Annotated in this window: 11 protein-coding genes; 6 read left to right on the top strand and 5 right to left on the bottom strand. The window is 62.0% G+C overall.

Annotated elements, in window-relative coordinates; genetic code table 11:
• Nucleotides 1-51 precede the first annotated feature (51 nt).
• Nucleotides 52-555, bottom strand: coding sequence for a macro domain-containing protein (locus ACNA1V_RS16535; protein ID WP_415834687.1), 504 nt, complete (start codon nt 553-555; stop codon nt 52-54).
• Nucleotides 556-1,165: 610 nt separating this feature from the next.
• Here ACNA1V_RS16535 and clcA point away from each other — a divergent pair.
• Nucleotides 1,166-2,485 (top strand): H(+)/Cl(-) exchange transporter ClcA, encoded by a 1,320-nt coding sequence (clcA, locus tag ACNA1V_RS16530; protein ID WP_415834686.1) that lies wholly within the window; start codon nt 1,166-1,168, stop codon nt 2,483-2,485.
• A gap of 27 nt (nt 2,486-2,512) precedes the next feature.
• On the opposite strand, the gene ACNA1V_RS16525 is transcribed toward clcA, so the two are convergent.
• On the bottom strand, nt 2,513-3,268 hold the full coding sequence (locus ACNA1V_RS16525; RefSeq protein ID WP_415834685.1) for a phosphatase PAP2 family protein: 756 nt from the start codon (nt 3,266-3,268) through the stop codon (nt 2,513-2,515).
• Nucleotides 3,265-3,810: a DUF2799 domain-containing protein gene (locus tag ACNA1V_RS16520; RefSeq protein ID WP_415834684.1), complete on the bottom strand. Its 546-nt coding sequence runs from the start codon at nt 3,808-3,810 to the stop codon at nt 3,265-3,267. The genes ACNA1V_RS16525 and ACNA1V_RS16520 overlap by 4 nt, the downstream gene beginning before the upstream one ends.
• Nucleotides 3,811-4,102: 292 nt before the next feature.
• Here ACNA1V_RS16520 and ACNA1V_RS16515 point away from each other — a divergent pair, with 292 nt between their 5' ends.
• Complete coding sequence (locus ACNA1V_RS16515; protein WP_415834683.1) at nt 4,103-4,912, top strand: potassium channel family protein; 810 nt, start codon at nt 4,103-4,105, stop codon at nt 4,910-4,912.
• 41 nt (nt 4,913-4,953) lie between these two features.
• Here the strand turns inward: ACNA1V_RS16515 and ACNA1V_RS16510 are convergent, their stop codons facing one another.
• Complete coding sequence (locus ACNA1V_RS16510) at nt 4,954-5,994, bottom strand: TRAP transporter substrate-binding protein (RefSeq protein ID WP_415834682.1); 1,041 nt, start codon at nt 5,992-5,994, stop codon at nt 4,954-4,956.
• Nucleotides 5,995-6,117: 123 nt separating this feature from the next.
• On the bottom strand, nt 6,118-7,419 hold the full coding sequence (locus tag ACNA1V_RS16505; RefSeq protein ID WP_415834681.1) for a gallate dioxygenase: 1,302 nt from the start codon (nt 7,417-7,419) through the stop codon (nt 6,118-6,120).
• 178 nt (nt 7,420-7,597) lie between these two features.
• On the opposite strand from ACNA1V_RS16505, the gene ACNA1V_RS16500 reads away from it, so the two are divergent.
• The 4 genes from ACNA1V_RS16500 (at nt 7,598) to ACNA1V_RS16485 (ending at nt 12,086) form a co-directional block, all read left to right on the top strand.
• A complete protein-coding gene (locus ACNA1V_RS16500) occupies nt 7,598-8,515 on the top strand; it encodes a LysR family transcriptional regulator (RefSeq protein WP_415834680.1) in 918 nt (305 codons plus the stop codon).
• 78 nt (nt 8,516-8,593) lie between these two features.
• Complete coding sequence (locus ACNA1V_RS16495; protein WP_415834679.1) at nt 8,594-9,514, top strand: LysR family transcriptional regulator; 921 nt, start codon at nt 8,594-8,596, stop codon at nt 9,512-9,514.
• 186 nt (nt 9,515-9,700) lie between these two features.
• The gene (locus tag ACNA1V_RS16490) at nt 9,701-10,804 is read left to right on the top strand and encodes a hypothetical protein (protein WP_415834678.1); all 1,104 of its coding nucleotides are present in this window, start codon (nt 9,701-9,703) and stop codon (nt 10,802-10,804) included.
• 217 nt (nt 10,805-11,021) lie between these two features.
• Nucleotides 11,022-12,086, top strand: coding sequence for a VOC family protein (locus ACNA1V_RS16485; protein ID WP_415834677.1), 1,065 nt, complete (start codon nt 11,022-11,024; stop codon nt 12,084-12,086).
• The last annotated feature ends 143 nt before the right edge of the window (nt 12,087-12,229 follow it).

Below are 12,229 nucleotides of genomic sequence, written 5' to 3'. Positions count from 1 at the left end.
GGGGCAGATCCAGACCTGCCCCCCGCTGCCGACAGGCACATCGCCTGCGGATTACAGGCCTTCGTCGGCCTGTTGACCCTTCTGGTACACCGTATAGACGACCACGGGAATCGACAGTTCGCCCAGGTATTGCTCAACCAGAGGCTTCACTGCATCCCACTCCAGACCACCCACACCCGTCGCCAGGCGCGGCAGCGCAAGGCTGGTAATGCCTTCCTTCTGCACCAGGCGAACCAGGTTTTGCAGTGCATGCCGCACATTTTCCAAGGTCGCCTTACCCGGCTTGGCCGTCGGGCCATCGCCCACGCTATTCTGCGTGACCAGATTCACGATGCGGCGCATACCGCCGTTCTCGTCCACGCCAGCCCAGACCCAGACTTCACCGGGCTCGATCGCCTTGGAACGGGTATCGTGACGGTAATCGCGTACCAGCGACGGCCAACGCTCGCGCAACGCCAATGCCAGACCGCTATCGAAGGGATCATTGGCTGCAATCCCGTGAGCCAGCAGGTCAGCCTTGGACAGCAAGATATCGCCAGTAACTTCTTTAATCAATTTCGTTCTCCCGTTGAAGACGGCAACGCAGGCCAACACCGGCATCATCCCGCCCGAATTATGGAAAGCGCCAGGCTTTCCTCAAATAAACCATCCAGCAGCGCATCTCGTCAAAAGCCAGACTCACCTTCAGCGAAAAACCGCAACTGAAAACCTCTGCTGCAATTACCCGCTGATGATTGCCGACTCAGCCGTTTCTGCGCCCGCATTCTTAATCAATCTTTCAAGTCCATTATAGGAACCCGGCGGTCCTTTGCCCCGGCATTCCTTTGACGCAGCGCAAGCCCGGCGCAATTAAATCACTGGCCGGGAAATTGTCTCCTTTAACATCTATCCGGTTCCGGCGCACCGCTTTTATTCATGGCTGAAACACAAAACGAAAAGACCCGGGGCATGCAAGCACTCAAACCACAGACACATTCCCCGCACTGCCCAGCCTCCCGCCAGAAAATTTTGCATTCATTCACAAAATAAAAGTCAAAATCCCCTGCCGCGATAAGCGCATCCCCAAACCCTCGTAGAATAGCGAAACCGTTTCCTCCGTTTTCCGACCGGCCACTCCGGGCCTGCGCCTGTGCCCGGCCCATGAACTGCATTGATATTCAGAGCCATGCCGCGCCAGATCAGCGACCGGACCTATTATTTTCTTGCCGCCATCATCGGTACCCTGACCGGGGTGCTGGGCAGCGCCTTTCACAGCCTTGTCGAACGCTCCCTGGCCTGGAGCCGTCATTTGCCGGAAACCCTGCAGCTTTCCGGCCCGCTGCTATATATCGTGATGGCCCTGTTCTCGGCCGTGATGTTCTGTGCCGCCGTTGCCCTGGTGCGCCGCTACGCACCGGAAGCCAGCGGCTCCGGGGTACAGGAAATCGAAGGCGCCATGCAAGGCCTGCGTGAAATCCGCTGGCAACGCGTCCTGCCCGTCAAATTCATCGGCGGCACGCTGGCGCTGGGCGCTGGCCTGGTCGGTGGCCGTGAAGGCCCGACCATTCACATGGGCGCCTCCATCGCCAAAGCCATCAGTTCACGCTTCACCCTGGCGGCAGAGCAAGCGCGCGCGCTGTGGGGCGCCGGTGGCGCCGCCGGCCTCACCGCCGCCTTCAATGCGCCCCTGGCTTCCATTGCCTTCATTATCGAAGAGGCGCGCGACGCCTTTCCCTACCGTATCAATACCTATGGCGCAGTGATCATTGCCTGTGGCTTCAGCGGCCTGACCACCACCGCGCTGACAGGCTCGATTCCCTACATGTCGATGAGCGCCGAGCACATGCCCACGTATTTCCTGCCGGCCTTTATCGTGCTGGGGCTGGTATTGGGCGTGCTGGGCGTCGTTTTCAACCGCGCCATCATCGCCGGGCTGAATCTCTCGCAGAAAGTCGGCCTGAAAGTATCGCCATACCTGATTCCCGCGCTGCTGGGCCTGATCATCGGCCCGATGCTGATTCTGTTCCCCGAAGCCACTGGCGGCGGGGAATCCCTGGCAGTGGCCCTGGTCAGCAACCCGCTGCCCATCGGCTTGCTGGGTCTGGTCATTCTGCTGCGCTTTTTCCTGACTGCCGCCAGCTACTCCACCGGCGTGCCTGCAGGCATCTTCGCCCCCATCCTGGCGCTGGCCACGACCAGCAGCATTCTGTTTGCCACCCTGCTCGGATATGTCATCACGCTGCCGCCCGGCGCCATGGTCGCCTTTGCTGCCGCCGGCATGGCCGGTCTGTTTTCCAGCACGGTGCGCTCCCCGCTGGTCGGCATTATTCTTGTACTGGAGCTGACGGGCACCTATGCCCTGGCGATTCCCTCGCTGCTCACCGCCGTCACAGCCCATCTGGTCGCAGCCGGCCTGGGTGGCAAGCCGATTTATGAAGTCCTGCTGGCCAGAACCTTGCGCCTGGCAGGCCAAAGCATGCCGGAAAAGCCAGCGGATAAGGCGTGAGGCGCGGCGGGCGCCCCCTGCGCCCAACTACCTGCCGGTCTGGCGCGCCAGGCAGCGTTCAGCCAGAAACACGCATAAAGCCAGCCACAGCGCACTCACCGCAAAACCTGCCACCACATCACTGAAAAAGTGGACATGCAGCAAGATACGGCTTGCACCGATCGCCGCCACCAGGCCTGTCGCCACGGCAATGCAAGCCATATGCCAGCGTTCCGGCAACAGGCGCAGCAATAGGTAGCAGCCAAAGCCGTATATGATCAAGGACGCCGAGGCATGGCCGCTGGGAAAGCTGAATCCCGTCGCTTCGATATAGCCATGCGTATGCTCCGGGCGAACGCGCTGGAAGAGATGCTTGAGCACCCAATTCAGCGCCCCGCCGCCGGCCGTTGCCAGCACGGCCGTGCCGCACAGCCACCAGCGCCGGCGCCAGGCCAGCAGCGCCAGCATCAGCACGGACAGCAAGAGCAGGAAATAGCGGTCGCCCAGGAAGGTGAACCAAGACAGCCCGGCCAGCAAGCCGCCTGGCATCTGTTCCCCCAGCGCTTCCGCCAGCGCGGTATCGAATGTCACCATGCCGCCAGGCTGGGCAACCGCTGCCGCCAGCACCAGAAAGAGCGCCGACATCGCCAGCGCAAAGCCCCCGTATAGCGCCGTGCGGCGCCAGCCCGGCTGCAAGCCCGCCAGGCTGCGCCAGGCCAGGGCGGCCAGTATGGCCACGCCAGCCGGCATGGCGAAAAGCCAATAATAAGGATGGGCCGCGGCCCAGGTTGCAAACTCGGTCATGATGCCTGGCTACCGCTCAAGCGCCGCTCCATGCGGATCAGATCCGTGCGCGCATCGCGCAGGCGCTCATCCAGGCGGCGCAACTCGCGGCGCAGGCGCTGGCGCTCCTTGTCGTCACCCGCCTTGTCGAGCTGGCTTTCCAGCCGATCCTGTTCCGCATGCAGCGCGACAATGGCTTCCTCTGCCTGATAGACGGAATACCCCGCACGGTAATTGGCTTCGAAGGCCAGGGACTGCTGCACCGGGCAAGTCTGGGCGTAAGTGCGGCCTTCACGCCCCCATCGCAAGCCGTTTTCCGGTGTGCAGAACATGGCAATGCCAGCCGCGTAGCCAGCCATATATTGTGTTTCGTCTGCCTCCACGCCAATCTTCGCGCATGCCTCGCGGTCCTTGATGAAGTTCGAGCGCGGCGTGCCATTGACGGCCTCACGCATTCCCTGCTCGTGCCAATCCACCGTCAGGCACTCTTCTTCCGACATGGAGGCGCATCCCCCCAGGCCTGCCGCCAGGCCCAGGGCCAGCAAAGCAAATTTCCCATTCATGCAAGTCAATCCAGCGTTTTCGCGAGTCAATCCGCCATTTTCCCTGTCTCGCCACGTTCTGGCTACCTTTGCCCTGCAAGGGTCCGTTACAAGGCCTGCCCGGGCGCATCGTTGTCAAGGACATAGGCAAGCGTCAGCCAACTTACACACGCACACGGAACGGACTGGCGACGCAGGCAAATATCCGTTATTTTTGCGCATGGCCGCTCCGGTCTGGGCATTTCCCTATCCCGCCGTCCCTTGAGCCACTGCTGGCAGAATGAATAACACTGAATCCCGCTGGAAGTATCTGATGGCCCGAACGCTGAATCTTTTCGGCGTGCTGGCTTCGCTTGTCCTGATTGTCAGCATTTCTTTTGAAGCCTTTTCCAATTCGGCATTTACCGGCGATACCATTTACACCAAAATTCAGCTGGGCGTCTGTCTCTATTTCCTGCTGGATTTCTTCCTGCTTTTGATTATTGCGCACGACAGATTGCGATTCTTTTTCAAGAATTTCGTGCTGATTGTTCTGTCCGTGCCCTATTCCTATCTCATTACACGATTCTCGCTGGATTTCTCCAGCGAAGTGCTGTACCTCCTGCGGTTTCTACCGATTATCCGTGGTGGCGCCGCGCTGATCATTCTGGTGCAGATGGTGGTCAGCAACCGGGTGTCCGGTCTGTTCATTACCTACCTAGCGATTTTCTTTTCGATTACCTATTTTGAAACGCTGATCTTCTACGTGTTCGAATCCGGTATCAATCCCTTGGTGAAATCCTACCCTGATGCACTCTGGTGGGCGTCGATGACCGTCACGACCGTCGGCTCCAACATCATTCCGACGACCACGATAGGCAAAATCTGTACCGCAACGCTGGCGGTAGTGGGCATGACGACCTTCCCGATCTTCACCGCCTACATCACGACCGTGATCCACAACCTGAACGACAGGCAGAAGAAAAAACAGCTGGCGGAAAAACAGGCCGCCTACCAACAGGCGACGGAAGCCGCCAGACAGGCGACGGCCCAGGCCACGGCCGCAACTGCAGGCACGACTGCAAGCACTGCACACCCACCGCCCCAGGATCCGGCGCAAACCCCGCCCTCCTCCCAGGCTTGAGCCCCCCGCCAGGGCACCTCCGCCTGGCGGGCCGGCCTTTTTTATTGCGCCTGAGCGGTGTAATGCTGAACGCGCTCGCGCGCTTCCTGCACCAAGGCGGCCCCATCCAGCCCCTTGCTGCTGACTTCCCGGATCCATTCCTCGATGACAGGCTGCGTGGCTGCCTTCCAGCGCTCGGTTTCCGCTTCGCTGATGGCATAGACATCATTGCCGCGTGCAATCGCCACCTCCCGGCCAACGGCATCGGCCGCCTCGAAACGAGAGGCCACCCAGGCGGACATTTCCCGTCCGCTATTGGCGTCTATCACCTGTTTCTGCGCAGGCGTCAGGCTGTCGTATTTGCGCTGATTCATGACGTAAATCATCGTTGCCGTCGTCATCGCTTCACTGCCCGCCGTTTCCACGCTATAGCGGGTCAATTCATGCGCCTTGGTGGATGGCAGCACCTCCCAGGGCACCAGCGCACCGTCGATCACGCCCTTGGAGAGGCTTTCCGCCATCTGCGGCACCGGCATGCCTACCGGCGTTGCGCCCAGGGCGGCAAGGATCTTGTTCCCCAGGCGTGACGGGGCGCGTATTTTCAGGCCGCGCAAATCCGCCAGGGTTTCGATTTTCTTGTCACGCATGTGCAACTGATTGGCGCCATTGACCCACACGGCCAGAGGCTTCACTCCCTTGAATTCATTGGCCCCATGCTGCGCCACGAAATCCCAGATGGCACGCGCCGAAGGCTCATGCTTGGTGGTCAGGAACGGCAGTTCAAATACCTCTGACACAGGAAAGCGGCCTGGCGTGTAGCCGAGCAAGGTCCAGACGATATCCGCCACGCCATCCCGCACCTGATTGAAAAGCTGCGCGGATGTTCCACCCAGTTGCAGTGCCGGGTAAATCTGGCATTTCAGATCCCCATTGGATTCGGCCTCGATTTTTTCGCACCATGGCACGATGAATGTCGTATGCGCCGCCGATACGGGCGGCAGTTGATGCGCTACCTTCAGCACCACAGGCGCCGCCTGTGTCGTGGCACTCATGCCCACGGCAGCCGCACAGGCCAGCAGTGAAAGATATTTTTTTGAAATCATGGTTTGTTTCCTTGATTGAAGTGCCGCCAGCGGCACCGGCAATGAACTCGGGAGGGCAGTTTTTGCTGCCGTCGGCCGGATGCGTCCGGCACTGTCTCCCGATGAAAAATGCGCCCGCCAGGGCTAGGCGCCAGAAGCAGGCTGATCCCATTCCGGCCGGCCAGCCTGCTGGCCGGCGACGGAATACAACGCGCCCGGCGCATTGCGGGTCTGTTGAAACTGCGCCAGTGTTTCGCCGCGCATGGCGGCATAGATATGCAGGTTGGACGCCCCAACGACAGCGCCCAGCTTTTCCAGCACGAAAAACGACGCGCCGTAATGGATGAGGCCACGCCAATCGCGCTCGCGGATCAGCGCGCGCTCTGCGTCGCTCAGCCCGGCCTCCCTGAAACAGCGCTCCTGATCCTGCAGGAACGCGGCCCGCCGTTCCGGCTGCGTCAGATCGTGCAGGAAACGATTGATGCGATAGCCCTTCACGCTGCGTGCCAGGTCAAACGGATAGGTCCCCGCCAGTTTTTCCGCACCGGCCAGTTCGCTCGCCATCCTGGCCCGGTGACGCGCCAGCGTGGCCGGCAAAGGTGCGGCGACCGCCTCGTTTTCATAAATGGCCGTCGCAATACCGGTCATGGAAGGCAGGTAGTAGCTCTGGTGCACCTTGCGTATGCCGGCTGACAACGCGCCACGCATCACCAGCCACATGATTACCTCGGCCCCTTCCAGGCCGCCGAGCTCGGCATACTCTGCCTGGGTCAGCTGGGTCAGGTATTCGGGATCCTTTTCCAGCAGCGCCATGAACTGCTCATCCCAATCGGGATTGTTGAACCCGGCGCGCTCTCCATGCACCTGGTGCGACAGGCCACCGGTTGCCACGATGGCGACCTTCAGATCCTCCGGGTAGCTTTCGATCGCGCGGCGCAGCGCCTGGCCCAGCTTGTAGCAGCGTCGCGCCGTCGGTACTGGAAACTGCAGGACGCCTACCTGCAGTGGCACAATCGGCACAGGCCACTCAGGTTGCGGCGGGCACATGACGGACAACGGGGAAAAACAGCCGTGATCCAGCGCCTTGCCCTGGAAAAATGACATGTCGAACTCATCGCTCATCAGTGACTGCCCGATATGGCGCGCCAAGGCCGGATGCCCAGGCACCGCAGGCAGGTCGCGCGCGCCTCCTCCTTCGTCCGCCACGCCATAGCTTTCGCCGATCCCCAGCGCGAACGCGGAGTAATGGTCGAAAAAGAACGAGGTGACATGGTCGTTGAAAATGAACAGCAGCACATCCGGCTTGCGCGCTTCGATCCATGCCTGAACCGGCGCAAAACCCTCGAAAATCGGTGCCCAGACCGGGTCCCGGCGCTTGTCTCCATCAAAGGCAAAACCAATGGTCGGGGTATGCGATGCAGCAATCGCGCCAATAATCCTGGCCATATGAAAATCCTCCTGTCTAGAACCGGCCGTTACGGCATCGTGCTTGGCCGCCGGTCGTTGCTTGCGTATTATTTGCCAGCCGCCGGAAGCCGCCCAGATGCTGGCTTTGGCATCGTGATAACCAAATGGAATCTCGGGTTTTCACTCATTCCCGAGTTCCGTTCCACAGGAAATGTCCATGAAGCTGGCCGCCTTGCACGCCCTGGTCGCAGCCGTCGAAGAAGGCAGCCTGCGCGGTGCTGCGCGCCGTACCGGCACCTCCCAGCCAGCGCTGACCAAAACCATACGCGAGCTGGAACTGGAGCTTGGCAGTTCGCTGCTGACACGTACCTCACGCGGCGTGCAAGCGACGGCACAGGGCAAAGTGCTCTATGAACGCGCCCTGAAAGCCACGCGCGAACTCAATCTGGCCGTCGATGAAATCCACCGGATGCGCGGCCATATGGTCGGCGATCTGCATATCAGCGCCGTTCCGGTCGCCGTCATGCTGCTGGTACCGGAGTTGCTGCGCACCTTCGGCCAGGCCTATCCGGATGTCCGGCTGCGGGTCAGCGAAGAGCTCTACATCGCGCAATTGCAGCGCTTGCGCACGCAGGAAGTCGATATCACGGTCGGCGGCATTCCCAGCGACCTGCCGCCAGGAGAATTCGTCGTCGAACCCCTGATCCAAACCACCATGGTGCCTACCGTCCGCAAGGGCAGCCACTGGTTGCAGGCGCGCACACTGCAGGATCTGCAACGCGCACGCTGGGTGTTTACCGGCGCCCAAGGGGAATCCGGCTACGCCCGTACCTTGTATGAAAGCAATGGCCTGGCTGCACCGCCAGTCGGAGCCATCGTCAACTCCACGCTGGCCCTGCTGTCGCTCGTGGCCACGGGTGATTACGTCGGCCTGATGCCCAGCCAGATCGCCCGGCATCCGCTGGCCGCTCCCTTCATTTCGGTCATCCCCATCCAGGAACAAGGCCATGCGCTGGAAATCGGCGCGATCCTGCGCAGCGATGCCGCACCCTCCCCATTGCTGCGCCACATCATGACCCACCTGCATCGGGCCGCGCACCATGTGAACAGTCTGGAGCCTGCCGGCGATCTTTGATATTCTGAAAAAGCCCCCCGGCATCGCCGGCCTGCCCTGGCCGGCCAGTCTTTCCTGCCACCTAGGACTTCCCCGTTCATGGATCTGAAGCAGATGCGCTACTTCCTGGCAGTCGCCCAAGAGCTCAACTTCGGGCGTGCCGCGCAACGCTTGCACATCGCCCAGCCGCCGCTGACCCGGCAGATTCGCGCCCTGGAAGAAGAACTGGGGACGGCCCTGTTCATCCGCACACCCAAAGGCGCGGAACTGACACAGGCCGGCGAGGCGCTGCTGGCCGAAGTCCCCAATATCCTGGACCTGACCCGGCGCGCCAAGGAGCAGACCCAACTGGCCGGTAAGGGCCTGATGGGACGCCTGGACGTCGGCATTTTCAGCTCCGGCGTGATCCATGTGATTCCTGAGCTGCTCGCCATCTTTCATGCACAGCGGCCCGGCATACGCATCGGCCTGCACAATATGAACCGCAGCCAGCAACTCGAAGCCCTGCGGGAACGCCGCATCAATATCGGCTTCAACCGCTTCATGCCGGAGGAAGACGACATCGCGGTCGAGCACGTTCTGGACGAACCCTTTCTGGTCGCCATGTATGAGGGCCATCCCCTCTGCGGGCGCACTGCCATCACCCTGGCCGACCTGCACGGCGAACCCTTGATCCTCTATCCCAACCTGCCTGTCCATGGGCTGGCCCAGGAGGTTGCGCAGGCCTTTGAAGATGAAGGCATCACCCTTGCCGTCGCCCAGGAAGCCGAAGATGTTCTGACCAGCATCGCGCTCGTTGCCAGCCGGTTCGGCGTGTGCATCACGACTGCGTCAGCCGCCAACCTGCGGCTGCCCGGCGTCGTTTACCGCCCCTTGCATAGCAGCAGCCTGCGCCACATCACGCTGGATTGCCTGTACCGCCGCCACGATCACTCCCCTGCGCTGCACGCGTTCCTGGCTGTGCTGCGGGCCTACCGCCGCCAGGGCGATGCGTCTGCCGGCCTGTGCCCGCCCGACTGAAACCCGCTGCCGGCCTATCCTCGTTGCCCCTGCCGCAACGGCCGCACCCGGCGGCTTCCCTCCGGCGGCATACCTTTACAGTATGAACTGCGGCATGCATCGGTATTGGACGCCAGCCTGCCCGTCTCCCTATAGTCGTCGCGCCGTTCCGCTACGGCCCCGACAAATAAAACAGGAGACACTTTCATGCCTATCCGCCCTGCATCCTTGCAACGCGGTCTCTGCGCCCTCGCCCTGATCCTGGTGCTGGCGCTGGCCGCCGCCACTGCCTTTTCCCCGGCGTTCCTCGACAGCTGGGTGTCACTCATCATGGTGTCCATGGTACCGACGCAGATGGTGGTCAGCCTGCTCTGGCAAGGCCAATGGCCGGCCCGCGCGGCCAGCCTGCCGCAACCCTGGCGCGGTTTGCTGCACACCGCCGGCACCTTGATCAGCGCTGTCATCATCGCCTATCTGGCCCTGCAAATCACCGGCGCGGGCGCCACACCACCCACTCCGTTCACGATTCTGTACCTGATCCTGTCAGTACCCGTCACCCTGGCCCTGATCGTCCTGTTCCAGGCCTGGCCTTTCCAGCAACTGTTCCGTTCACCAGGCTTGCAGGGCCTGGCACTGCTGGCAGGCGCCTATGCCATGACCTGGCTGCTGTTTACCCGGTTCTTCAATTTTTCCTTTGCCGCCCAGGCACCGTTCTACCTCAGCAACCTGGATCCACAAGGCATCTGGACGGCCTGGTTGCCGCTGACCGCCAGCCTGGCTGCGCTCAGTTTCATGCTGGTGCTGGTGCTGCTGGATTTCTGGCCGCTCGACGCAGCAGCCCGCCGCTGGCCGCGCTTGACGCGCCAACCCTGGCGCGGGCTGACGGCGGGCTTGTGCGTGGCCGCCTGCACTGCGCTGCTGCTGTGCATGGGCTTGTCGTGGGCAGCCATGGATGTCGTCGTGTTCATGACGCGCATCTGCGTCGCCAGCATCTTCGGCCTGTTCATCGTGCTGGTCATGCTCGAAGGCGTGCCGCAGCTGGTTTTGCCCCAGCCCTGGCGCGGGCTGTGCCTGACCTTGGCGGCCGGCCTGCTGGGGCAACTCATGTATGCCCTGTATCGCGCCATTGCCCTCTGGCGCTTCGGCCTGTCCGGCGGCGCTGCGCCTTATGCCCTGGATCTCTGGCTGGCGGCAAGCATGCTGGCCGTGACTTTTCCCGCCATGGTGTTCTTCGCCCAGTACTTTCAATTCTGGCCGCTTGCCCGGCCCGCTGCGGCGCCGGCACCCCACCTCCGCCAGCCCAACCCGTAGCCCTTGCATTCCGGGTATCAAGTCCGCCAGCAAAGGTATTGGACGCTCTCCGGCCCCGGAAACTACATTGAAAATCACCCTGGCTGGCCAGCGGCAGCCTGGCTTCAGTCCACTCGTGCAGCCATCGCCGCCACCACGCCAGGAAAGAGCGCGGACCCGCCTGCCCCCTTTGCGGACGGCAGGCAGAGTCCGGCCACCTATCCCCCATGGAGAAGACATGCCACACCCCAACCCCTCTCATCACGATTTCATCGAACCCGTCTTCGATATTGCCAGCCTGTCGTCCTTTGAACTGTTTTCGCCGGATGTCGATGCTACGCTCTGGTTCTTCAAAGACCTGCTGGGCATGATCGAAACCTCGCGCAGCGGCGATTCGGTCTTCCTACGCGCCTGGCAGGATCCCTATGCGCATTCCCTGAAAATCACCTATCGGGAACGGCCCGGCATGGGCCATGCCGGATGGCGCGCCATGTCACCGCAAGCCCTGGACCGCCGGGTACGCACCATTGAATCCTCCGGCCTGGGCCGAGGTTGGGTGGAAGGCGAAAACGGGATCGGTCCGGCCTATGAGTTCACCCTGCCGGACGGCGCCGTCCAACGCCTGCACTGGGATGTCTCCTATTATGAAACCCCCAAGGCCGATCAAAGCGTCGTCCGCAACCGCATACAGCGCCGCCCGCTGCGTGGCGTGCCGGTGCACAGCCTGGATCACATCAACATCCTGTCGCGCAGCGTGACCGACAACAAACGCTTCCTGCAGGAACATATGGGATTCAAGCTGAGCGAGCATATCGTCTTCAGCGATAAAACAGAGATGGGTGCCTGGCTCCGGCTGATGAGCCGGTCGCACGATATCGCGCTGGTGCAGGATGGTGCCGGCCCCGGCGGCCGCCTGCACCATCTGGCCTTCCTGTATGGCAACACCCAGCATCTGGCGGATATCTGCGATGTGATGACCGACTATGGCCTGGAAATCGAAGCAGGACCTGCCCTGCACGCTATCAGCCAGGCGCAGTTCGTCTATGTGCTGGAACCGGGCGGCAATCGTATCGAGCTCGTGGGCACGCCCGGCTACGTCATCCATGATCCCTCCTGGACACCTGTCGTCTGGAGCCAGGACCATCTGGACAACGCGATTGTCTGGTACGGCTCGCCGCTGCCCAAGGAATTCGATACCTACGGCACCCCGCACGATGGCCCCACCGCCTACCGCACCCCCAATCGCTATATCGCTGCCGAAGCGGTGCACCTGCTGGGCCGCAAGGATCCGCAAAACGCCTGAGCCCGAACACCGACCACCTGCCGCACGGCTGTCCCGCTGCGCCACGGCCGGCATCTCCCGGCCCCGCCGGGATGCCGGCCGGCGCCAAGCGCCAGACCGGACGGACCGCTGCCTCCCACCACCCATGCCTCACGACCCACCCC

It is taken from the genome of Kerstersia similis, assembly GCF_965139615.1.
GTDB classification, from domain to species: domain Bacteria; phylum Pseudomonadota; class Gammaproteobacteria; order Burkholderiales; family Burkholderiaceae_B; genus Kerstersia; species Kerstersia similis.
The sequence above is the reverse complement of the archived record's forward strand: the minus strand, read 5'-3'. Positions and strand labels throughout refer to the sequence as shown.

Bases quoted from the DNA above. Each gene is read 5' to 3' on its own strand.
- clcA (WP_415834686.1), top strand. From the start codon at position 1,166: ATGCCGCGCCAGATCAGCGACCGGACCTATTATTTTCTTGCCGCCATC.
- ACNA1V_RS16485 (WP_415834677.1), top strand. From the start codon at position 11,022: ATGCCACACCCCAACCCCTCTCATCACGATTTCATCGAACCCGTCTTC.
- ACNA1V_RS16505 (WP_415834681.1), bottom strand. From the start codon at position 7,419: ATGGCCAGGATTATTGGCGCGATTGCTGCATCGCATACCCCGACCATT.
- ACNA1V_RS16490 (WP_415834678.1), top strand. From the start codon at position 9,701: ATGCCTATCCGCCCTGCATCCTTGCAACGCGGTCTCTGCGCCCTCGCC.
- ACNA1V_RS16500 (WP_415834680.1), top strand. From the start codon at position 7,598: ATGAAGCTGGCCGCCTTGCACGCCCTGGTCGCAGCCGTCGAAGAAGGC.
- ACNA1V_RS16515 (WP_415834683.1), top strand. From the start codon at position 4,103: ATGGCCCGAACGCTGAATCTTTTCGGCGTGCTGGCTTCGCTTGTCCTG.
- ACNA1V_RS16520 (WP_415834684.1), bottom strand. From the start codon at position 3,810: ATGAATGGGAAATTTGCTTTGCTGGCCCTGGGCCTGGCGGCAGGCCTG.
- ACNA1V_RS16495 (WP_415834679.1), top strand. From the start codon at position 8,594: ATGGATCTGAAGCAGATGCGCTACTTCCTGGCAGTCGCCCAAGAGCTC.
- ACNA1V_RS16510 (WP_415834682.1), bottom strand. From the start codon at position 5,994: ATGATTTCAAAAAAATATCTTTCACTGCTGGCCTGTGCGGCTGCCGTG.
- ACNA1V_RS16525 (WP_415834685.1), bottom strand. From the start codon at position 3,268: ATGACCGAGTTTGCAACCTGGGCCGCGGCCCATCCTTATTATTGGCTT.